The sequence below is a fragment of the Segatella copri genome, assembly GCF_015074785.1.
In the GTDB taxonomy this organism is placed as follows: domain Bacteria; phylum Bacteroidota; class Bacteroidia; order Bacteroidales; family Bacteroidaceae; genus Prevotella.
This window is the reverse complement of record NZ_CP042464.1, coordinates 1,519,612-1,542,826: the sequence shown is the minus strand read 5'-3', so window position 1 is coordinate 1,542,826 and position 23,215 is coordinate 1,519,612. Positions and strand designations below refer to the sequence as shown.

Below are 23,215 nucleotides of genomic sequence, written 5' to 3'. Positions count from 1 at the left end.
ACTTTATGATTAGTCCTTTATAAACTATCAACCGCCTGCTTGATGTCTTCGAAGAGATCATCCACATCTTCCAAGCCGATGCTCAATCGGATTGTGGTGTCTTTCACGTCCATCGACTTGCGCATGCTCTCAGAGAATGCTCCGAAGATGGTGCTTGCCGGATGGATGGCGAGCGAACGGTTGTCGAAGAGGTTGGTAGCGCGATGGATGAGCTTCAGATTGTTCAGAAAACTGAAGCAGGCTTCCTTGCTCTCCAGGTCGATGCAGAGCATGGCTCCCGCAGTTTTTCCAAACTGGCGCTGCGCCAACTCGTGATAAGGATTATCCTCCAGACCAACATAGTTTACATATTTTATCTGAGGCAGAGAGCGCAGTTTCTTGGCAAGCTCCAGGGCATTGCTGCTCTGCACACGATAGCGAGCATCGAGCGTTTCAAGTCCGATGGTTTGCATATAAGCTACCTGTGGGGTCATATAGGCTCCGAAATTGAAGAGCATTTCTCCATAAAGACGCTTGGCGAAATCGCCGTTGTAAGGAGTACCGTAGTCGATAACCAGACCGCCGAGCGAAGTAGCACCGCCGCTTACATATTTAGAGCTGGAAACCACCTCAATATCTACTCCCAGACTCTTAGCCGAGAACTGTGTGAAAGGAATCACGGTAGAATCCACTACCAGCGGAACATTCTTTTCGTGAGCCACTTCCGAAATGGCTTTCAGATCGGCAACCTCCAGCTGCGGATTGGTCAGGATTTCGAGAAATACGCAGCAGGTGTCATCATCAATGGCTTCGCGCACGGCTTCGATATTGGTCAAATCGCGCAAACGCACCTTTACACCAAAACGGCGCAGAGTGGCTACGAGCAGGGCGTAAGTATTGCCGAAGAGATGCTTGGATGTAACAATATTTTTGCCTTGTGCTGCCAGCGCCATGAGGGTGTTGCTGATGGCCGCCATTCCTGAGTTGAAGGCGGTGGCATGAGCAGCATCGGTAAGGGCTGCCACACGGCGCTCCAGGTTGGTCACCGTAGGGTTCTCTACGCGCGAATAATCTGGAGCCTTGATCTTGTCGGTGAATGCTTCAGCCATGACGGCAGCATTGTCGAATTCGTAGGCAAGGGTGTTATATACTGGCACGCTCAGCGAGTCGTATGCATCGCGGCGCTCATATTCCAAATGAATAGCTTGAGTCTGTTTCTTCATTATTCTGTTATTTTATGTGATATTTTGCGTGCAAAAGTACAAAAAAGAAATCAAATAGACAATAAATCGCATAGAAAAAAACGAGTTGCGAATGCTTTTTATGCATTGCAACTCGTTGGAGAGGGGGTTAACCCAACAATAACCTACTGGCTCATCCGATTAACTTAAAGATAACATTTGTATGGCAAAAATGCAGTAAAAAGAGCAATTTGTAATACAAACATTCGTTTATCTCGAATTTTATTTGTAATTTCGCACCAAAATCAAAAAAAGGATATTTATGAATAAACTGATTCTGAAAACAACAAAAAGTGGACTGCTGGCAGCTGCCCTGATGGCTTCAATCTCTGCCAGTGCCGAAACCATAGAGGTGAAAACGCTGAAATATGCAGGCCCCTATGCCGTAGCACAGCCTTGGATGGCTGACAGTGTGAACATCAAGGGCGAAGCGTTCGACCTTAAGCAGCTGCTCGATTCGCCGCTGTCTTTCACCTTATTAAATAAGGGTAAGGAGGTGAGTGCAGCCCAACTCCTTGCCGACAAGCAGGATGCGCTCCATCTGGCTTCTTTCTGCGTATCTAACACCCAGCGCACTAAAGCAACCATCGCGGTAGAAGGATTGGAGCAATACCGCCTGTTCGTTGATGGCGAACAGGTAGCGGTGAACGGCGATAAGGCTGAAACCATCCTGACTCCTTCACAGCATACAGTTGTCATCAAATATCTTACCCGGAAGAATGCATCTTCTGATAAGAAATCTATCAAGTTGACCGTAACCGCAGCCAACGGCGCTCCGCTTTCTGTAGGCGATGCGGCAGCCAAGCGCGCCTATAACATCTATGATGTGATTTGTGCGCCCAACTATCCGAGTGTTTCTATCTCGCCAAACGGAAAGTTTATCGTTGTTCGGAAAACCTGGGTAGATAGAAAAGGTAATAACCATAGCATTAGTGAATTGCGCAACGCTCAGACTAACAGAGTGATGGCTACATTTGAGGAGAGTGTAAAATGGATGCCTTCAAGCAATAAACTGTATTTCACCCAGAAGGCGAGCGATAGCAGTATCGCTGGCGAAGAAAAGCAGGATGGCACATTGCAGCTCATCACCATCAATCCGCTGACGATGGAGCGCGAAGTGCTGGCAAGCCATCTTCCTGAAGGCTGGTTCCAGTTTACACCCGATGAAAAAACGCTCATCTATACGCTCACTACTGAAGGCAGAAAAAAGGATCCGCAAGTTTATGATGTAAAAGAACCGGAAGACAGACAGCCTGGTTGGCGCGAGCGCAGCAATCTCGCCAAATACGACCTTGCATCGGGCATTCTCCAGCCGCTTACCTTCGGTTACCACAACATCTATCTGATGGATATTTCTGCCGATTCGCGTTATCTGCTGATAGGAAAGGGAGAGGAGCGACTCACCAAGCGTCCTACAACCCTGACTTCATTCTATCGCCTGGATTTGGGCAGTATGAATGCATCTGGAGCCACAACGCCAAAGGTAGAAACCCTGATAGAAAAGGGCGAATTTCTGAACAGCGCCCAGTTCTCACCTGATGGCAAGAGCATTCTCGTGAGTGCTTCGCCTGAAGCTTTCAACGGCATTGGAAAGAATGTGGAAGAAGGACAGACACCTAGCATGATTGACACCCAGCTCTATCTGATGACCTTGTCGGATAAGAAGGTTCGTCCGCTGACCAAGGATTTCAATCCGAACGTGCAGAGTGTGAATTGGAGTAAGGCAGATGGAAACATCTATTTTACAGCCGAAGATAAAGACTGCGTGCACCTCTTCCAACTCAATCCGAAATCGGGCAAGTTTACGCTTCTCAAGACTCCTGAAGAGTACATCAAGAGTTTCTCGCTTGCATCTTCGGCAGCAGAAATGGCTTTCTCCGGTCAGAGTGCATCCAATGCCGACCGACTCTATAAGATGAATACAAAGGCGCTGAAATCGCAATTGGTTGACGATTTGAGTGCGCGCGAACTGAAGGATGTTGAACTGGGCGAATGCAAGGCTTGGAATTATGTCAATTCAAGGGGCGACACCCTTTGTTGCCGTTACTATCTGCCACCTCATTTTGATGCTGCCAAGAAGTATCCGATGGTTGTGAATTATTATGGCGGATGCAGTCCTACGAGCCGCATGTTCCAGAGCCGTTATCCTCATCATGTTTATGCGGCAATGGGCTATGTAGTGCTGGTTGTGAATCCTAGTGGAGCCACCGGATTCGGTCAGAAATTCTCTGCCCGCCATGTAGATACGGCAGGCGAGGGAGTGGCTGAAGACATCATCTCCAGCACCCAGGCTTTCTGCGATGAGCATGCTTTCGTAAACCGCAAGAAGATAGGCTGCATCGGCGCCAGCTACGGCGGATTCATGACTCAGTATCTTCAGACCAAGACCGACCTCTTTGCAGCTGCCATCTCGCATGCAGGCATCAGCGACCACACCAGCTATTGGGGTGAGGGCTATTGGGGCTACAGCTACAGCGAAGTTTCTATGGCGAACGAATATCCTTGGACCAACAAGCATCTCTTTGTAGATCAGAGTCCGCTCTATAATGCCGACAAGATTCATACTCCGCTGCTGTTTGTTCACGGCACGGCAGATAATAATGTGCCTGTGGGCGAGAGCATCCAGCTCTATACAGCGCTGAAACTCCTTGGCCGTCCTACGGCGATGGTATTGGTAGATGGTCAGGATCATCACATCATCGACTACGAGAAGCGACTGAAATGACAGAACACCATCTTTGCCTGGTTTGCCAAGTGGTTGCAGGACGATGCTTCCTGGTGGACGGAAATGTATGGTGATGAAAAGATGTAGATGTTTATTTCTTGCTGCTTAGCGTGATAAGCAGGGAAATCATGGCGAAGGCGATTCCTACGATGCAGACACCGAGCCAGTCGGCTTGCTTCCAGACGTAACCGGCACAGAAAGTGCCTAGCGAACCACCGATGAAATAGCTGGTCATGAAGATGGTGTTGGCGCGGTTGGCTGCCTGCGGAACCTCCTGCAGACAACCACTCTGATTGCTGAGCTGCTGACATTGCAGACCGATGTCAACCAGGATGATGGCTGCGATGAGTCCGGCGTAAGTGTCGCCGAAAAGCAAGGCTATTGCCCATGCGATGATCTGCATTCCTGCGCCGAACAGATTGAATTTTCGAATGCCAAACCTAGGAACTAGTTTTCCCACACCACTGGCAGCAACGGCTCCCATGATTCCGCAAAGTCCGAGCATTCCTACCATATCACTTCCTGCGCTGAAAGGTGGCTGCGCCAGATGGAACGCCAGACAAGACCATATTGCCATCATACTGCCGAACCCGAAGGCTGCACGGATGGAATAGATGCGGATAGAAGGATGGAAAACGAAAATTTCTGCTATCGTGGTCATCAGCCCTCTGTAGGTTCCTACATAGTTGCGCTTCATTTCAGGCATCATCAGCAGCATGATTCCCATGCAAACCACCATCACGAAGGCAGCTATGATAAACATCTCCCGCCATCCCAGCCATTCGCCGATGTAACCGCTGATTACTCGTGAGGCAAGAATGCCCGTCAGCAGTCCGGAGAGTACAATGCCCATATTCCTGCTCTTGTTCTTGGGCTCCGAAAACTGTCCGGCTATCGGAATGAAGAACTGCGGAATCACCGAACAGGCGCCAATCAGCAGTGAAGCTCCCCAGAGCATCCATACGTTTTGCGCTGCAGCCATCACAATTGCCATCAATGCAGCAATGGTCATATTGACAAGGATGAGTTTCTTGCGCGAAAGCATGTCGCCCAAGGGGATGAGGAAGAATAAGCCCAGCGCATAACCTATCTGGGTAATGACGGTGATGAGGTTAGCCTTCTGCTCGGTAATATCCAGGTCGTGGCGGATGAGTTCGAGAAGCGGCTGATTGTAGTAGCAGTTGGCTACGGTGAGTCCTGCGACGATAGCCATCATCAGGAGAATGCTGCGGGGAATGCCCTGATTTTCTTTTAGCTGTATCATTTTCTGTCTGTTTGTTTCTTTGTTTTGAGTGCAAAGTTACGAAAAAATTCCCGGCAATCAAAGTTTTTGGGGACGATTTCTTGGGAAAATCTTCTTCCTCAGGCAGAAAAACTTTCTGTTCTTTCCCTCGCGCGCGTACCTTATTATATGTATATAGTGCTGCTCTGAAGAGGTGTTGGCGCGCACCCTTGTTACGCTAAAAAACACCGAAAAGTGTTAAAATTAGGCTGTTTCCGAGCACATCAAAAACTTTAACCTTTGTTAGCACTTTGTAAGTAGCTGATTTATAGCAATTTGTAATTTTGTTACAAAATCACCTAAAAAAAAGTCGCAAAAAAAAGAACAACGTATCAAAAAAATGCTTACCTTTGCATCGTTCAAAAGAACAAATGATTGTTTTACAGATTTTAAAAAAGCAAAGAAAATGAAGAAATTAGTTTTTATGTTCGTAGCTATCGCAGCTATCTCTTTCGCATCATGTGGTAACAAAACAGCTCAGAACACAGCTTCTGCTGATTCTGACACAGCTCAGGTAGATACAACTGCTGCTGACACTGCTGCTGCTGATACAGCTGCTGCTGATTCTGCTAAGTAATTTGAAATTACTTGCGAACGAAAAAATGAGAGAAACAACCGCTGGACTTCGGTCTAGCGGCTTTTTCGTTTTATAGAGACTATGTTTCATTTTTTTAGGTTACCTTTTAGAATATTAGAAAAGATAATTTATGATAGATTCAAGTGCCTTTCAAGGTAAAAAGGCAGCTTACTATACGCTAGGCTGCAAACTCAACTTCTCTGAAACTTCCACTTTTGGCAAAATGCTCGAAGACATGGGCGTCATTACTGCTAAAAAGGGGGAGAAAGCTGATATTTGTCTTATTAACACCTGCTCGGTAACAGAAGTTGCCGATCATAAATGCCGTCAGGCTATCCACCGGATGGTGAGAAACAATCCGGGCGCATTCGTTATCGTGACGGGCTGTTATGCGCAGCTCGAATCTGAGAATGTCAGCAAGATAGAGGGTGTAGACCTCGTGTTGGGTGCTAATGAGAAGGCGCACTTGATTCAATATCTCAGCGATGCATGGGCGCAGAAATTTGCTCAGGAAAACGGATTGACTGCTCTGGCTCCTCAGAACGGCGATGCTGCGGCTCTTCATCAGCATTATAGCGTGAAGACGAAGGAAATCAAGACCTTCCAGCCTTCTTGCTCGCGTGGCAACCGTACCCGTTATTTCCTGAAGGTGCAGGACGGCTGCAATTATTATTGCACCTATTGTACCATTCCATTTGCCCGAGGCAATTCGCGCAACCCGAGCATCCAGTCGCTTGTGGCTCAATGTGAGCAGGCGGCTGCAGAAGGCGGTAAGGAAATCGTCATTACCGGTGTGAATATCGGTGATTTCGGTCAGACTACCCACGAGCGATTCATCGACCTTGTCAAGGCGATGGATCAGGTAGAAGGAATCAAGCGTTACCGCATCTCGAGTCTGGAGCCTGATCTCTGCGATGATGATCTCATAGAGTATTGTGCCCAGAGCCGTGCCTTTATGCCTCATTTCCACATTCCTCTGCAGAGCGGAAGCGATGAGGTGCTCAAGCTGATGCACCGCCGTTACGACAAGGCGCTCTTCGCCCACAAGGTGAATCTTATCAAGGAGAAGATGCCTGATGCGTTTATCGGTGTTGATGTGATGGTGGGCTGTCGCGGCGAAACTCCGGAGTGTTTTGAAGAATGCTATGAGTTCCTGAAGAGTCTGCCTGTTACCCAGCTTCACGTCTTCCCTTATTCTGAGCGTCCGGGCACGGCTGCCTTGAAGATTCCGTATGTGGTTGACGAGAAGGAGAAGAAGAAGCGCTCCAAGCGACTGTTGGAGTTGAGCGATCAGAAGACGCAGGAATTCTATGCTCAATACATCGGTACAGAGGCTGAGGTTCTCTTCGAAAAGGCGCCAAGAGGCAAGGCAATGCATGGATTCACCAAGAACTATATCCGCGTAGAACTTTCGCCGGCTCTCGCCAAGGAAGAATACGACAACCAGCTTATCAAGGTTCGCCTCGGTGATTTCAATCACGATAAGACGGCGCTGAAGGCAGAGCTTCTTTAGTTGATAGTTAATAGTTTATAGTTTATAGTAAAAAGGGCTAATCATAAAGTTCAAAGTTCAAAGCTCAAAGTTCAAAGTCCAATGTATTACAACGATTTTGGAACATGGATTCGGAAGCAGTTTCCTGATTTCCGTGTTCAGAAGATTTCGATAGACGCGGGATTCTCCTGTCCTAACAGAGATGGGAGGATTTCGAGTGGCGGATGTACGTATTGCGACAACCGCACCTTCAATCCCAGCTATTGCGACCGGAAAAAGTCGATTACTGAACAGCTGGAGGAGGGAAAGGCTTTCTTCAGCAGGAAGTATCCTGATATGAAATATCTGGCTTATTTCCAGGCTTATACCAATACATACGCCAGGGTGGAGCAACTGAGGCAGATGTATGAAGAGGCTCTTGAGGTGGAAGATGTGGTGGGAATCGTTATCGGAACCCGTCCGGATTGTGTGAGCGATGAATTGCTCGATTATCTGGAAGAACTGAACCGCCGCACCTTCGTGCTGGTGGAATACGGCATTGAGAGTGCCAATGATGAAACCTTGAAGCGCATCAACCGCGGACATGATTTTGCCTGTTGCCGTAGTGCCGTGGAGCGTACTCATGCCAGGGGAATCCTTACGGGCGGCCACATCATCATCGGTTTGCCGGGAGAAGATGCGGAAGAAAGTCTGCGCCAGGCTCCTCTCATCTCTTCCTTGCCGCTTGATATTCTCAAGATTCATCAGATGCAGATTATCAGGGGCACCCGGCTGGCACAGGAATATGCTGAGCATCCCTTCCATGTTTACACGGTAGAGGAATATATTGATGTCATCGTGAAATACATCCGTCTGCTCAGAAAGGATTTGGTGCTGGAGCGCTTCGTCAGTCAGTCGCCCAAAGAACTGCTGATTGCTCCCAAATGGGGACTCAAGAACTATGAGTTTACCAATCTCCTGAATAACAGATTAAAGAGTTTACAATAAATATGGCAAAAGTAGCAATCGTTATATTAAACTGGAATGGTCAGAAGATGCTGGCAAAGTATCTTCCGAATGTCATCGAATATTCCCGTCAGGATGCTGAAATCTGGGTGGCAGACAATTCTTCTTCTGATGGTTCGATGCACCTTCTGGAGACTCAGTTTCCTCAGGTGAAGACCATCGTGCTGGAGCAGAATTTCGGCTTTGCAGAAGGCTATAACCGTGCCTTGAAGCAGATAGATGCAGAATATTACGTGCTCCTGAATAGCGATGTGGAGGTTTCGCATCATTGGCTTACACCGCTCATCGAGTTTATGGATTCGCATCAGCAGGTGGCGGCCTGTCAGCCTAAGCTGCTTGCGGAATACGATAAGGACAGTTTTGAGTATGCTGGTGCTTGCGGCGGATTCCTCGACAAATACGGTTATCCGTTCTGTCGCGGCCGCATCTTTGATACGGTAGAGCGCGATAACGGGCAGTATGATTACCAGCAGGAAATCTTGTGGGCTACGGGTGCCTGTATGATGATCCGCTCAAAGGATTATTGGACTGCCGGCGGTTTAGACGGTCGTTTCTTTGCTCATAATGAAGAGATAGATCTTTGCTGGCGCTTGCGTCTGATGGGCAGAAAAATCTATTGCATTCCTGAGAGTGAGGTTTATCATGTGGGTGGTGGAACCCTGCCGAAAAGCAATCCGATGAAGACTTATCTGAATTTCAGAAATAATTTAACCATGCTTTATAAGAATCTGAGTGATACGGAGTTGACTCATGTAATGCGTATGCGCAGATTCCTGGATTATCTTGCTGCTTTCGAAACATTGGTTCTGAAACGCAACTGGGGCGACTTCAAGGCCATCTTCAAGGCGCGCAGGGCTTTCAAGGCATGGAAACATGAGTTTGACGAAGATCGCAGAAAGATACAGGCGAGTAGGGTGAAGGAGGAGATTCCGCAGGTTTACAATCTCTCTATCATCTGGCAATATTACGCCAAGGGCAAGAAACTCTTCTCGCAGTTGTAGACAATAATAGAACAAAACTTAAAAATAAAAATCTATGAAGAAAAAACAAATGATGATGGCGCTGGTTTCGCTGATGGTTCTGTCAGCCCAGGCGCAGGCTAATTTCCAGGTGTCGGTTTCCAATCCTTCCAAGGTGGCAAGAACCGATGCTCCGGTGGTGGTAGATCTCAGTAAGTTGGGCGCAATCGGCAACATTCAGCGCGCTGTAGTAACCGTTGACGGCAAGGAGATTCCTTCCCAGCTCGACGACACCAACCGCGATTGTACCAACGATGAACTCTGTTTCCTTGCTGATTTGGGCAAGAAAGAAACCAAGACCTATCAGGTGCATCTCTATCGTGAGGGCGAGCAGGCACAGTATCCGGCTCGTACCTTTGCCGAACTCTGTCTGCCTAGCAGAAACAGGAAGCTGGCTAAGAATAGGCAGGATATTTATCTGCGCAGCATCTCGTTTGATAAGAAGACCAAGGACCCTTATCACTACGTCCATTCTCATGGCATCTGCTTCGAAAGTGAACTGATTGCCATGCGTGTTTATTTCGACCATCGTCAGACCATCGACCTTTATGGAAAAATCAACAAGGGACTGGTGGTTCAGGATACGCAGTTCTATCCTTCAGAAGAGCAGATTCAGGCTGGTTCGGGCGATGATTGCCTCTGGGTAGGCAATACCTACGGACTGGGTGCGCTCCGTGGCTGGGATGGTAAAGACCAGGTGCTGTTCAACAACGTGAAATACCAGGAGCAGCGCGTCATTTCAGAAGGTCCGCTCCGTGCCATCGTCGAAGTTGTGGATAAGGGTTGGGTTCCGGCTCCGGGCTTGCAGCCTGTCAATGCCACCATCCGTTACACCATCTATGCCGGTCATCGCGATTTCGATGTAGATGTATTCTTCAACAAGGATGTTTCTGATTATCAGTTTGCTACAGGACTCATCAACGTAAAGGGTTCCAGCGAATTTGCTGATGGCAAGGGATTGCGAGGCTGTTACGGCAGCGACTGGCCAACAGGCAAGGACGATGGAAAGCACAAGCTGGAGACCGTAGGCTTGGGCATTTATGTGCCACAGTCAGCCCTGGTAAGTCAGCAGCCAGCCAATAAGGATTGCTATACTCAGGTGGTGAAACCTGCAGGCAGCCAGCTCAGTTATAAGCTTGCTTATACTAGTGCCAACGAAACCTATGGCTTCAAGGGCGAGAAGGAGTGGTATGAGTGGTTGAAAGCCTGGAAGAAGCAGATAGAAGAGCCGGTTCAGGTTTCAGTTTCTGTCATTATCCGATAAGCAGTTTCTTTTTTATCATCCGATAAGCAGAAAAACTGCGCAAATAGCCAGTAATGAGCAAAAAAGCCTTACGTTTTGCTCATTGCTGGCTATTTTGCAAACAAATTTAAGAGAAAAACCCATTTTTTTTGCGAATGCGTATGATTTTTTAGCAAAAAAGCTTGGTAATTTAAATAATTTTTAGTATTTTTGCAGTCGTAACTCGAAGATTTGTAAATTATCGTGAAAAGGTTTTTTAATTATATAGTCATATTAGCAATCGTGCTTCTCTGTTCGGCCTGCGAGTTTAAGTTCAAGCCGAACGAGGAAGGAGAGGCTGTGCCCCTGTCAGTACAGCGTTACGACCGATTGGAAAGCAGATATCTTACTACCGGTGATTTCTCAGCCCTGCAGCAGATGAACACCGATTACCCGATAGAAACCCGTACGCTGATAGAGAAAATGCTCCAGCTTGGCACCATTACCGACGCCAATATCAGCAACCGTTTCCTCATGTTCTATCAGGATTCTACCCTGCAGTCACTTATTGCCGATGCTGAGGCAGAATTTGCCAATATGGAAGACATCAACGAGCAGCTGAAATCTGCCTTCTCACGTCTGAACAGTTGGATTCCGGAGCTCCAGCAGCCTTGTTTCTATGCCCAGATTGGTGCTCTCGACCAGAGCATCGTGGTAGGACAGCACTCAGTAGGAATTTCGCTCGATAAATACATGGGCGAAAACTATCCGCTCTACAAGAAATTCTATACACCGCAGCAGCGCAGCACCATGTCGCGCCAGTATATTGTGCCTGATTGCCTTACCTTCTATCTGCTGAGCATCTATCCGATGGATCAGTTCGACACCCGTCCGCAGCTCGACCGCGATCTGCACATGGGCAAGATTATGTGGGCTGTAAACAAGGCGATGGGCAAGGAGATTTTCAAGACCAAGTATGTGAATACAATCAACGCTTATGTAAAGCGCAACCCTAAAGTAACAGTAGAACAACTGCTCAAGGACGAAGATTATTCGCCTATTGAGGCATTACATAAAGATTAACACATGAAAAGATTTCCAGTTTTTATTGCAACTGTCATGATGGTTTCAGCAATGCAAGCTGCAGATAAACTCGACCTGAAGGCCATTACCTCCGGCGAGTTTGCTGCCTCTTATGTTACCGGTATTAACCCTATTGATGGCACCGATTTGTACGCTTCTGTCAGCAATGATGGCAAGCAGGTTATCAGTTATTCGTTCAAGACGGGCAAGCAGATGAGCATCCTCTTCGATGTGAACGCAGCCAAGGCTCCCTTCGAACAGATTGAGGGTTATGTAATCAGTCCTGATGGCAAGAAATTGCTTATCATGACCCATCGCGAGGCTATCTACCGCCGCTCGTTCAAGGCAGAGTATTTCATATATGATATTGCTAAGAAGAGTTTGAAGAAACTTTCTCAGGGCGTTAACCAGCAGGTGGCTACCTGGTCGCCTGATTCACGCCACATCGCCTTCGTAAAGGATAACAATCTCTTTGTTACCGATGGAGATAAGGAAACCCAGATTACCCGCGACGGTAAGTTCAACGAGGTAATCAATGGTATTCCTGATTGGGTTTACGAAGAGGAGTTCAGCTTTAACCGCGCCTTTGCATGGAATGCGGATGGAACTGCCATCGGCTGGATACGCTTCGACGAATCGCACGTAAAGACTTATTCTCTGCAGATGTTCGAAGGTTCTCATCCTACCCGTAGCGAGTATCACGACTATCCGGGAGAGTATTCCTATAAATATCCTAAGGCAGGACAGGACAACTCTAAGGTGAGCCTCTGGAGCTATGATATGAAGAACGGCAAGACCGTGGCGCTCGATGTGCCTGTAGATTCCGACGGCTATTATCCACGCATCAAGACATCGCCAGACGCCAACAGTCTGATTGTTTATACGATGAACCGCCATCAGGACGACATGCGCCTCTATGCAGTCAATCCTTTCACCGGCAAGAGCAGGATGCTCATCAAGGAGAGTGTGCCTAAGTTTGTAAAGGAAGAGGTGATTGAAAACAGCATCGTGGGCAAGAAGAACATCCTGCTGCCTAGCGACCGCGACGGCTTCATGCATCTCTATCTCTATGATATGAACGGCAAGCTCCTGCGCCAGGTAGAGAAGGGCAACTATGATGTTACCTCTATCTACGGAATGGATGAGAAGACGGGCGATGTTTATTTCCAGGCTGCCAAGCTCAATGCGCACGACCGCCAGGTTTACGTGGCTCATAAGAACGGAAAGGTGGAGCGCCTTACCGATGCGGCTGGTTCCAACTCGGCTTACTTCTCGGGCGATTACCGCTATTTCGTCAATACCTGGAGCAGCTACAGCCATCCTTATGTCTTCACCGTACGCAGCAACAAGGGCAAGCTCATCAAGACATTGGAAGACAACAAGCAGCTGCTCGAAAAGACCCGGAAGTATAATTGGGGCAAGCGCGAGACTTTCTCTTTCACCACTTCCGAAGGTGTGAAACTGGACGGCTGGATGGTGAAGCCTGTAGATTTCGACGCCAGCAAGAAATATCCTGTCATCCTCTTCCAGTATTCCGGTCCGGGCAACCAGCAGGTGCTCGATTCATGGAGTACGGGCAGTATGGGCAATGGCGGTGCTTTCGATTATTATCTTGCACAGGAAGGATTCATCATTGCCTGCGTAGATGGTCGTGGAACAGGCGGTAGAGGAGCTGAGTTTGAGAAGTCTACCTATCTCCGTCTGGGCGATTTAGAGTCGAAAGATCAGGTTGAGACAGCTCTCTACATGGGTTCTCTGCCTTATGTAGACAAGGATAATATCGGCATTTGGGGCTGGAGCTATGGTGGTTTCAATACGCTGATGAGTATGAGCGAGGGTCGTCCTGTGTTCAAGGCAGGTGTGGCTGTGGCTCCTCCTACCTGCTACCGCTTCTATGATTCGGTTTATACTGAGCGCTACATGCGCACTCCTAAGGAGAACGAAGAGGGTTACAAGGTGAACCCTATCGAGCGTGTAAAGCAACAGCATGGTGCGTTGCTTATCTGTCACGGATTGGCAGATGACAATGTGCATCCGCAGAATACCTTCGAATATGCTGAGGCTTTGGTTCAGGCAGACAAGGACTTCAAGACCCTGTGGTACACGAACCGCAATCATGGCATTTCGGGTGGCAATACCCGCAACCATCTGCTTCGCCAGATAGCAAACTGGTTCAAGCAGAATCTGAAGTAGAAAATGATATGATATAAAAAAGTGAAGCCATTCCCGGTTGAAACGGGAATGGCTTCTTAATTTAAGTATTAACTTATTTACTTTGTAGAGTAAGGAATGTTTGATTTCTTATTCATTTTTAGCGCCTTTTCTGCGCTTTTCTTTCTTGGCTTTTTTGGCCTTCTTCACTTTTACCTCTTCAACCTCTTCATCGTTTGGCTGAACAGATGAAAAATGAAAATCTGTAGAGTTGATGGTCTTCACCTGATAAGGGCTAGGCGCATCGTTCATCTGCTGTCCGTTCTTTGCCTTCTTAGCCTTTGGCTTCTGAATGTATCTTGCATAGAGCTTGTTCCATTTCTTTTCAGCCTTCTTCTGGTTGAAGTCAAACATCACGATACACGTGCGGTTGCCGGCACCTTTCTGCTCCAGATAGTCGCGCAACTGGTATGAATAGTTCTCGCGGCTTATCAGAAACTTGTTCTTGCGGGTGAAATAGGCAGAATCAACCTTCTGAACGTCTGTGAAATAGACTGTAGAGTCATTAAACGACGAGGCAAATCCAAAGATGTATGCAGTCTTAACTTCGTTCTTGGCTGATGCAGAGAGCGAGCTGAAACATGCTAATGCAATAGATGCTAATGCAATTTTTGTAATTTTCATTTCTTTTTCTGTCTTATTTTGTTTTGTGCTGTCTGCCCCATCAGTCATGCAGGATCTTTCCTTATCCCAGATAGGACTTCAGCAGTTTATCTGTCGTTTTGTTCCGGAGTCGCCTGATCGTTTTTTCCTTGATCTGGCGTACTCTTTCCCTGGTGAGATGATACTTGGTTCCGATTTCTTCGAGCGTCAGTTCCGGTGTTCCTATGCCATAGAAGGCAGCAATGATTTTCTGGTCTTTGTCCGGCAGCGTGCCGAGCAGTCTTTCTATTTCAACTCTCAGCGACTCTGTCAGCAGTTCATTGTCGGTCGGATCATCCGAATTGGCCAGCAGGTCGAGCATGCTGCCTTCTTCATCATCAGAAAAAGGAGCATCCACGCTCAGGTGGCGGCTTGTTGACGTAGCCTTCATGGCGTCCTGAATCTTGTCTTCCGGCAAGTCTACGCGGTCAACCATTTCGTCTACACTCGGTTTGCGTTCAAATTCCTGTTCGAACTTACTCATCTCTCTGTTAAGCTTGTTAACGCTTCCCACCTGGTTGAGCGGAAGGCGCACAATTCTGCTCTGCTCGGCTATTGCCTGCAGAATGCTCTGGCGAATCCACCATACGGCGTAAGAGATGAACTTAAAGCCTCGGGTTTCATCAAACTTCTGTGCGGCTTTGATAAGCCCCACGTTTCCTTCGTTGATAAGATCAGGCAAGCTGAGCCCCTGGTTCTGGTACTGTTTGGCAACAGACACCACGAAACGGAGATTGGCTTTTGTTAATCTCTCCAATGCCCTACGGTCACCTTTTCTTATACGCTGAGCGAGCTCCACCTCCTCATCTGTAGAGAGCAGCTCCTCATGAGCAATATCTTGAAGATATTTTTCCAACGATGCGCTTGCGCGATTCGTAATTGACTGAGTAATTTTTAATTGTCTCATGCTGGCATCAAATTTTAAGTAGTTGCAAAAATACACTTTTTTGTTTAAATACCAAAAAAAATAGTAGATATTTTTCAGAAATACCTACTATTTTATTGATTTTTGTCTGTTTCTTGAGTTTTTTGGCAGTAAAAAAGCCTTTTCACTACTCAATCATGAGACGTTTCTCTTCAAACGCTTACCCTTAGTCTTTCTGCAGCGGAACAGCGAAGTAAGCCTTCTTGCCTGTTGGCCATATACCCTGGATGTAGAGCACTGGGTCCTTGCTGGTAGAAGCACTCTTTACAGCCTTCTGCAGGTCGTCGAGCGATGTGATGTTGTTGTCGTTGATGCGCTGGATGATGAAACCGCGTGAAATGCCACCATCCTTCAGGGCGCCGCTGTTCACCTTCATTACCTCTACACCATACTTGATGTTGAGCTGGTTCTTCTGGCTCTCAGTAATAGGGCGGAAGCTGCCGCCGAGCACGTCGAGGTCTGCACTCTTGATAACCGAAGTATTACCCTGGGCATTCTTCAGCGTGATGGTCTTGGTGCTTGCCTTCTTGTTGCGCAGGTAGGTGATGCTCATCTTGTCGCCAGGGCGCTTGCCGTTCAGGATTTCCTGCAGCTCAGCCATCTTGGTCACCTTCTTGCCGTCAACCTTGGTAATCACGTCACCTTCCTTCAGTCCTGCCTCAGCACCGTTGCCGTCTTCATCTACCTTGGCAATGTAAACACCCTCGTTGGTTCCCAGGTTCACATCCTTGCCGTTCTCCTTCTGGGCGTTGATATAGTTCAGCACATCGCTTCCCTGTATGCTCAGCATCACGCGCTGTACGCTGCCGTATTTCTTCAGGTCGTCTACCACCTTGTTCATGATAGAGGTAGGGATGGCGAAACCGTAGCCGGAGTAAGAACCGGTCTGGGAATAGAGCATGGCGTTGATGCCTACCAGTTCGCCCTGGGTGTTGACGAGTGCACCGCCCGAGTTACCTGCGTTGATGGCAGCATCGGTCTGGATGAAGCTCTCTACGCCGTTGGCACCGAGTGAACGTGCCTTGGCAGAGATAATGCCGGCTGTAACCGTATTGTTCAGTCCGAATGGGTTGCCCACTGCGATGACCCATTCACCCACCTTCACCTTGTCGCTGTCGGCGATAGGCAGGGTAGGCAGGTTCTTGCCGTCTACCTTGATGAGGGCGAGGTCGGTACTCTTGTCGGTTCCGATGATGCGAGCGGAGAATTCACGGTTGTCGTTCAGTGTTACGGTCAGCTCGTCAGCACCTTCTACCACGTGGTTGTTGGTAACGATGTAACCGTCCTGACTGATGATGACGCCCGAACCTGTAGCCTCTCTCTTCGGAGTCTGCACCTTCTGCTTGCGTGTTCCTCCGTTGCCCTGTCCCGGGTTGCCGAAGAAGCCGAACGGGTCGAAGAATCCTCCGAATGGGTCGTCCTGCACATCTACCGTCTTCACCTTCGAGTTCTGTACGTATTTAATATGTACTACTGCAGGCAGCGCCTTCTCGGCAGCATAGGTTAAGTCTACAGGCTGACCTGCTGGCGCAGCGGTAACTGCAGGTGTAGCATTTACTTTCATGAAAGCACCGGCTGAAAATGCGAGCGAACCAACGCAGAGCACAGCCACAACATAATTACTTAATTTTTTCATGTTTCTTTATTTTTATTGTTTACTTTTCTTTTCCTTGGAACGGCAGCAGCTAATATCATGCCAAAAGTCAGCTTGTCATGCACCGCTCTGTTTTCCGGTTGCAAATATAGGGTCATTTTTTGAGATACGCTTCATTCTCTGCATAAATTTATTCCGTTTTAACATTTCAAATTAACACTTTAACGGCTATTAAACAAGAAATGCCCTAAATTCACAAATATTTGAATGTAAGCACGAAAATCTTAGTTTTGTATACGTAACTATCTTTTGCTAATTGGTAAATATCTGTTAAAACAATAAGGAGTTAAGGAGTTATCGCTCCCTACGGTCGCTGAGGAGTTAAGACAATAGTCTTTTGGCGTAGTTTTTAAGCAGCAAGACATACGTCTTAACTCCTTTAACTCCTTAACTCCTTTAACTTCCCGATATGCGAAAGCTCAGTTAATGATGTATAAAAAAGTGGGGAATCGTGCGATAGTATCAAAAGTTTTTTGTACTTTTGCATGTCGAAAGCAGTGCTCCGGTCTGTCGCTGGCATCTTTCAGGTGCGAGAGGAAAGTCCGGGCAGCATAGAGCATCCCACTTCCGAAACTAGAAGCTATTGGTGACAGTAGGTGTCGGTAGAAGAAAATAACCGCTTTCACTTATCCCGTTTGTCCAGTCTGGGGTGGTGAGAGTAAGGGTGAGAAGGTGGCGTAAGAGACCACCAGCTGGCGGGTGATCGCCAGGCTGTGCCATCTGGGAGCTGTAAGCTCATGTATACCGCAGATTGAGGGCGGCTCGTCCGATTGCCTTAGGGCTGCTGTGGAGGGTAGAGTGCTTGAGCCCAAGGGTGACTTTGGGACTAGATAAATGACAGACATTCTTATATCTGATATGAACACAGCATAACAGCATATCTGATATAGGAACACAGAACTCGGCTTACAGGGGCACTGCTTTCTTTTTTTCAGCATCGCAGCCGCTATATATAATAAGGTATAAGATGCATTCATTTTTAAACGATTTTAAAAACTAGCAAGATTATGAAACTCAGAGAACCGGAAAAGCAGATATTAGATGATTTCGAACATAAGGTAACGGGCAAGATAGCGAAATATGGCAATGAACCCGATTTCCCAAAGTTTGAGAACTACGGCATTACCCGTATGGAGCTGGATGATTATCTTTTCGATAAGCAGTCGATACTCGACATGGGTGGTTCCAAGCGCAGCCAGCTCACCATCGGCGGTTTCATCACCGTCCTCCCCGTACTGGTGCTGTCCTGTTTCCCGGATAAGTCACCCGTCTACGACAACGGCAAGATGCTCGCCACGGTCATAGCCGTCATCATCGGTCTGCTGCTGGCGTGTTTTGTCAAGGCACTTCTCCAGATGATCATCGCCTATCGCGTGAACCATCATAAGGAGCCTAAGATGGAGACCTACATCAAGGCAGTCCTCTTCTACGAGAAGCGGTCGTAACTGTAAACTATAAATAATAAACTATAAACTATAAACTATAAGTAGTATGACATTACCAGACTTTATGGACTATAAGGACAAGTTCACCCAGCGTGCATTTGTCGAGAAGATTTCGCATGTTGCCAAACGTGCCGGTGCCAAGATGGTTTATACAGCGCTCATTCTCTATTATACGTTAGAGAGTGACAAGGTTTCGCTGAAGGACAAGGCTCTGATCGTAGGAGCCTTGGGTTATCTCATCAGTCCGCTCGATGTGATTCCAGACGCCATCCCTATTGCCGGTTTGGGCGATGACCTGGCCGTATTGCTGTTTGTGCTCAAGAAAGTTTGGGGTGAGGTTTCAGATGATGTAAAGTCAAAGGCTCAGGACAAGTTGAAGAAGTGGTTTGATGAAGATGAGATTCCATCAGCCGATGACCTCTTCAAGGATTCAGCCACCGATACACCGGTTTGATTTTTCTCTAGGGGCAAGGCATAAGAAAATGAAAATGACCCTTAATGACTTTGACCCTTCATGACCGGCTACAGTAGTAGCTAAACTTTAACATGTTTTGCCCCACACGCCCTGAAGGGGCAGAAGCTCCTAGCCCAGGGTAGCACCCTGGGTAAATACGGACGCAAACAAGTCGCCCTGTAAGGGCAAAAGCTTTGAAATTGAAGGCTTTTGCCCTTACAGGGCGACTTTGTTGTATCTATTTAAAAACCCAGGGCGCTGCCCTGGGCTAGGAGCTTTTGGGCTTTCAGCCCGTCTTCGGCTACCATTATTTAGACTTATGACACATTCTTTTGTTTTTATCCCATGCAGCTCGTTACTCCGAGCGTAGTAGCGATAGCGGTCAGTATGCTGATGGCTATCTGAAGAATTGTTTTCCAAGTGTTCGCTTTCATTTTTTTTGAATGTTGAATGTTGAATGTTGAGTGTTGAATGTTGAATTTTTTGTGGGCGGATAGGTTGGGCTAGGGGCTAGCACCCTAGCCAGTCTATCCTTGGGCTATTCAAGGCCGTCGCCAGTATCGTCCTTGCCGGTAGTGCCGCCGCCTGATTCAGAGCCTTGGCCATCGCTGCCGGTCTGACCGGTGTTTGAACCGCCTGGGGTAGAACCGCCTGGCGTATTATCCGGAGTAGTTGGCGCGTTGAGGTCAACGTTGGTCTTACCCTCCTTAATCGCCTTGATAACGGCTGCCTGAGCGCTGCGGCTGGCTACGAGGTTGAACTCGGCGTCATCGCGAAGGTTCTTAAACTCCTGACCAGGCTCCCACTGAACCTTCACACCGGTGATGTTCTGAGCGGTGAACTTGTCAGCATCCTCGGCACCCTTCGAGGTGAGAAGGAGAGAGAAATCACCAAGATCGCCCAGACGGATTTTCTTGCCCTCAAGCAACATCTCTCGCATGCAGTCTACGGCGATGTAGAGGATGGCGCTGATGTCAGCTCTCGAATAAACACTACCATGAGAGGTGATGTGCTTGGCAAACTTCTCGATGGTCATGATGTCGGTGTACTGCGAGATGGCGAAAGCGTTCTGCTTCTCGGTCTTCACGAGTTCCAGGTCCTTTGGGTCAGAGGTCTTGCCCTCCTTCTTAGCCTGGTTGATGCGTGACTTCGCCTGGTTGATTTCCAGAAGATTTGCGTTCACGCTACGCATTACGATGCTGTAATTAATCATAGTTGTTTGTAGTATGTTTAGAGTCCTTTGTTTTGCAACTCCCCAGAACGCCCCGTTCCTGCTGTTTTCGGGGTCTTCATTGATGACCGGCGCCTGCCATCATTTATGACCCGTGTTGGTCTTAATAGAAGACCCGAGCAAGGCACAAAAGGCTGTTCTTTCGATTGCCGGTGCAAAGATACAACATTTCGGGACAGAATGCAAGCTTTTACCCTAACTTTCTATGCTGAAAATGACGTAAGTAGCTGATAGATAATACTTTCTATCGTTTTCTATCAGAAGTTTATTGCAGAAACATAGTAAAACAGGAAAATACGCATTGAAGGTAGCCGAAGAACCGTGAAAAGCGGTCATTAAGGTCAAGGTCATTAAGGTCATTAAGAAAATGGGAATCGGTCATTTTGAGCTATAGTATATATAAATATTATTTATATATATACTATAGGAAAATGTTTTTTCCCCGAAACCTTAATGACCTTAATGACCTTGACCTTAATGACCGGATAGAATATTTCTGTTTTAAAGACTTGCAGTAAATAAGGTAACGCATCGTAATTAGTTGTTTATTAAACATTTATACCAGTATATTAAAGTTGCTATTAATGTTTTTATGTATAAGTATAATCTACATCCTCTAGTGCCGGAAATGAGTTCTTGCATTGCTTTTTCTCCTCTCTTTACCTCATTCTACCCCTTATTTACCCCTCGAATTTGTCAAAAATACGTCAAGTCTGAGACAGATTTATGTCTGAGGAGGGGCATTTTTCACCCCTAGTAGAGGGGGTAAGACTCCTTCCTAACCCTCTAATTTTTGCTTCTTATCTTCTAAAACTCAAAAACTGCTGATTTTCATTTCCTGCATATAAGAGTAAGGAAGATTTACATTTTTCAGCTTACAAAGCTTTTGCCCCTACAGGGCGCCTTGCTGATTGCTATCATACCCAGATCGATGCCCTGGGCTAGGAACTTTGGGACCTTCAGCCCGTAGTATGGTAACCATTATTTACATAATCAGCTTTTTCCCCATCTCGTTGTCTAGAGGTTTAAAATCCCTTTTTACTGAGTTTTCTGCTATTTTCTGTTAATATTTGCAATAAAATATAGATGTTTTCGCAATTATTTTATAATTTTGGGGCAATTTTGCATTTAATGTGCAGGTGTTAGTTATCGTCAAGGCTGGTTGTCAGCCAAGACATTTGTTTAATTAGAATCGAAGTCACTTTTAAAAGTGCCCCCGAGTCTTTAAAATAGAATAATAAGAAACAGATAGTAAAATAGAATATAACATATAGAATATAGACGCTGATTATCTGACACTTCTACGGTATTCAGAACCTGCAATTCAGAAATTCGGTAAGAAGAAGGTGACAGCAAGGCGTCCACTCCTCTACGGCGTGGGCAGTACTTGTTTGTACCTTGTCGTAGGTTCTTGCAGGTACCTTAATACTGGTACTTACAGGGAACCCCATGCCGCTTATTTAAACAACATAACAAACAAACCTAGAAAAGTAATATGCAGACAGAGGAAATACCAAATACTGACAATAACTACAATTCTCTTCTGAAGATTTCATCAGAAGAAGATCTTTTTGTGGAAGATGAAGTAACAGGAGTCAAGAAATACACTCCAGTAACAACTACTGATGTGGGTCAGTTTAAGAGAGAGGCAGAACATTTGTATAAGGAGATTCAGCATGCTAAAGATGTATTTAGATGGAATGCAGGAAAGCATAAAGGTCTTACCTGTTATTTTCATATTTACCAGAACCTTGCCGAGCAGTTGACAGATTTTCTTAAATATATTCATACGCTCCATAAGAAAGTCTACATTTCCATTTACAAGAGCTATGATGATGAATTCATGGGGATTTATACTGATGTTTTAGAGAAGGTGCTCCAGGAAATTCAGACCATCGCCCGGAAGCATTCAGACTATTTGCTCGATAAGGAAGAGGAGTATGGTCAGATTCCCTATGCCAAGGCTATTTTCGAGCAATGCGAGAAGCTTAAAGTTCCTGCCGGAGACGATTTCCCACAGTTTGATTCCCATTACAGAAACTTTGTCTCTACCGGTTTGCAGATGTCTTTGGCTGAAACCATCTCCACAGTAAGTACTATTTGTGCCGATTTCCTAGCCTTATACAGAACCCGCCTTTTCCGCACCGACCATGAGGCTGTGATTATTTACCATTATATCAAGCGAATTTTCGACGAGCGCACGCTACCTGACCATCTGAAACATGAGGTAAAGGTAAAGAAGCATCGCATGGAAAGCAGGAGAATAGCCATTACCAACGACAGCTTACAGAAAGTGATGGATGGGGTTGAGGATAAATACAACAATTATACGCTTTGTTCTGACTGGTTTGAGCGAGAGGAGGATGAGGAAGAAGAACTTGTCCGTACGCTAGTCAGGGAGCAGGCTTCGCCCGAGGATTTTGAAACGCTGTTCAAGTATCAGGGTGAGCATAAGTTGTGGGAGGCAGAAATTGCCAGGGCTGATGATTTTGAGCGTAACAGCGACTCGTTCTTTGTGAACTGGGTAGATTCCATAAAGTTGGAGGAGAAGTTGAAGTTCTGGATAAAAGGCAACATTACGTCTCAGCAAAGTTGGTACATAGTCTGGTGCCTGATGAAATATACGTTCCACATGGTGCGTGATAATCAGGACAAGGCAGCCTTTGCCGCCCGCATGAACCTGATGTTTCCGGATGCAGAAAAGAAATGTGTGGTGGAGTCGTTCCGCAAGCAGGAAACGCAGAAGAACCACAACCACCATTTTTCGGAGTGGCTTGAAGGCTCCGATCCCGATTATCATACCGCCCAGGATCTGTATTATAAGCTGGCGAAAAGGGATGGTTATATGAGAAGTATTTGAGTTTGTATAGGAAAGTAGAGAGGAAGATTTAGAGATAACTATCGTCCCCGGGTATAAAAACAAGGATAAATCCGGTAATATTCTACGGCGTTTTTGAAAATATTCCGTAGAATATTACCGCTTTTCAAAAAAATATTGTATTTTTGCAGCGAAATGATATTAATATAA

The 23,215-nt window shown here is 46.7% G+C and carries 17 protein-coding genes, 1 other RNA gene and 1 pseudogene; 12 read left to right on the top strand and 7 right to left on the bottom strand.

Annotated elements, in window-relative coordinates; genetic code table 11:
- Positions 1-17 precede the first annotated feature (17 nt).
- The gene (locus tag FO447_RS06850) at positions 18-1,202 is read right to left on the bottom strand and encodes an aminotransferase class V-fold PLP-dependent enzyme (protein ID WP_118063833.1); all 1,185 of its coding nucleotides are present in this window, start codon (positions 1,200-1,202) and stop codon (positions 18-20) included.
- A gap of 280 nt (positions 1,203-1,482) precedes the next feature.
- Here FO447_RS06850 and FO447_RS06845 point away from each other — a divergent pair.
- Positions 1,483-4,032: pseudogene (locus FO447_RS06845) on the top strand (S9 family peptidase).
- Positions 4,033-4,036: 4 nt separating this feature from the next.
- Here FO447_RS06845 and FO447_RS06840 read toward each other — a convergent pair.
- Entirely contained in the window at positions 4,037-5,209 is a 1,173-nt protein-coding gene (locus FO447_RS06840; RefSeq protein ID WP_200758216.1) for an MFS transporter, read from the bottom strand.
- 424 nt (positions 5,210-5,633) lie between these two features.
- On the opposite strand from FO447_RS06840, the gene FO447_RS06835 reads away from it, so the two are divergent.
- The 7 genes from FO447_RS06835 to FO447_RS06805 all read left to right on the top strand — a co-directional run bounded on the left by FO447_RS06835 (position 5,634) and on the right by FO447_RS06805 (position 13,818).
- The gene (locus FO447_RS06835; RefSeq protein ID WP_022122035.1) at positions 5,634-5,804 is read left to right on the top strand and encodes a PG1828 family lipoprotein; all 171 of its coding nucleotides are present in this window, start codon (positions 5,634-5,636) and stop codon (positions 5,802-5,804) included.
- Positions 5,805-5,934: 130 nt separating this feature from the next.
- Entirely contained in the window at positions 5,935-7,317 is a 1,383-nt protein-coding gene (mtaB, locus tag FO447_RS06830) for a tRNA (N(6)-L-threonylcarbamoyladenosine(37)-C(2))-methylthiotransferase MtaB (RefSeq protein ID WP_200758214.1), read from the top strand.
- Positions 7,318-7,398: 81 nt separating this feature from the next.
- On the top strand, positions 7,399-8,283 hold the full coding sequence (locus FO447_RS06825) for a TIGR01212 family radical SAM protein (RefSeq protein ID WP_022122033.1): 885 nt from the start codon (positions 7,399-7,401) through the stop codon (positions 8,281-8,283).
- 2 nt (positions 8,284-8,285) lie between these two features.
- Positions 8,286-9,302 carry a glycosyltransferase family 2 protein gene (locus FO447_RS06820; protein ID WP_119227856.1) on the top strand — a complete coding sequence of 339 codons (1,017 nt, stop codon included), beginning with the start codon at positions 8,286-8,288 and terminating at the stop codon, positions 9,300-9,302.
- Between the two features lie 34 nt (positions 9,303-9,336).
- Complete coding sequence (locus FO447_RS06815; protein WP_118416766.1) at positions 9,337-10,584, top strand: DUF4861 domain-containing protein; 1,248 nt, start codon at positions 9,337-9,339, stop codon at positions 10,582-10,584.
- A 222-nt stretch (positions 10,585-10,806) separates the two neighbouring features.
- Complete coding sequence (locus tag FO447_RS06810; protein WP_200758212.1) at positions 10,807-11,625, top strand: gliding motility protein GldB; 819 nt, start codon at positions 10,807-10,809, stop codon at positions 11,623-11,625.
- A gap of 3 nt (positions 11,626-11,628) precedes the next feature.
- Entirely contained in the window at positions 11,629-13,818 is a 2,190-nt protein-coding gene (locus tag FO447_RS06805; RefSeq protein ID WP_200758210.1) for a S9 family peptidase, read from the top strand.
- A gap of 108 nt (positions 13,819-13,926) precedes the next feature.
- Here FO447_RS06805 and FO447_RS06800 read toward each other — a convergent pair whose 3' ends face one another.
- The 3 genes from FO447_RS06800 to FO447_RS06790 all read right to left on the bottom strand — a co-directional run bounded on the left by FO447_RS06800 (position 13,927) and on the right by FO447_RS06790 (position 17,039).
- Positions 13,927-14,460: a hypothetical protein gene (locus FO447_RS06800; protein WP_147381715.1), complete on the bottom strand. Its 534-nt coding sequence runs from the start codon at positions 14,458-14,460 to the stop codon at positions 13,927-13,929.
- 61 nt (positions 14,461-14,521) lie between these two features.
- Positions 14,522-15,385: a sigma-70 family RNA polymerase sigma factor gene (locus FO447_RS06795; protein ID WP_117692345.1), complete on the bottom strand. Its 864-nt coding sequence runs from the start codon at positions 15,383-15,385 to the stop codon at positions 14,522-14,524.
- Positions 15,386-15,569: 184 nt separating this feature from the next.
- Entirely contained in the window at positions 15,570-17,039 is a 1,470-nt protein-coding gene (locus FO447_RS06790; protein ID WP_200758208.1) for a Do family serine endopeptidase, read from the bottom strand.
- 512 nt (positions 17,040-17,551) lie between these two features.
- Here FO447_RS06790 and rnpB point away from each other — a divergent pair.
- From rnpB to FO447_RS06775, 3 genes are all read left to right on the top strand, one after another.
- Positions 17,552-17,982, top strand: an RNA gene (rnpB, locus tag FO447_RS06785) — RNase P RNA component class A.
- 82 nt (positions 17,983-18,064) lie between these two features.
- The gene (locus tag FO447_RS06780; RefSeq protein WP_200758206.1) at positions 18,065-18,502 is read left to right on the top strand and encodes a hypothetical protein; all 438 of its coding nucleotides are present in this window, start codon (positions 18,065-18,067) and stop codon (positions 18,500-18,502) included.
- Positions 18,503-18,548: 46 nt separating this feature from the next.
- Complete coding sequence (locus tag FO447_RS06775) at positions 18,549-18,956, top strand: YkvA family protein (protein WP_117728888.1); 408 nt, start codon at positions 18,549-18,551, stop codon at positions 18,954-18,956.
- A 338-nt stretch (positions 18,957-19,294) separates the two neighbouring features.
- On the opposite strand, the gene FO447_RS06770 is transcribed toward FO447_RS06775, so the two are convergent.
- Positions 19,295-19,390: a smalltalk protein gene (locus tag FO447_RS06770; RefSeq protein WP_153072405.1), complete on the bottom strand. Its 96-nt coding sequence runs from the start codon at positions 19,388-19,390 to the stop codon at positions 19,295-19,297.
- Between the two features lie 104 nt (positions 19,391-19,494).
- Complete coding sequence (locus tag FO447_RS06765) at positions 19,495-20,169, bottom strand: HU family DNA-binding protein (RefSeq protein ID WP_200758205.1); 675 nt, start codon at positions 20,167-20,169, stop codon at positions 19,495-19,497.
- Between the two features lie 1,513 nt (positions 20,170-21,682).
- Between FO447_RS06765 and FO447_RS06760 the strand changes: the two genes are divergently transcribed.
- The gene (locus tag FO447_RS06760) at positions 21,683-23,047 is read left to right on the top strand and encodes a hypothetical protein (protein ID WP_200758204.1); all 1,365 of its coding nucleotides are present in this window, start codon (positions 21,683-21,685) and stop codon (positions 23,045-23,047) included.
- Positions 23,048-23,215: the final 168 nt, after the last annotated feature.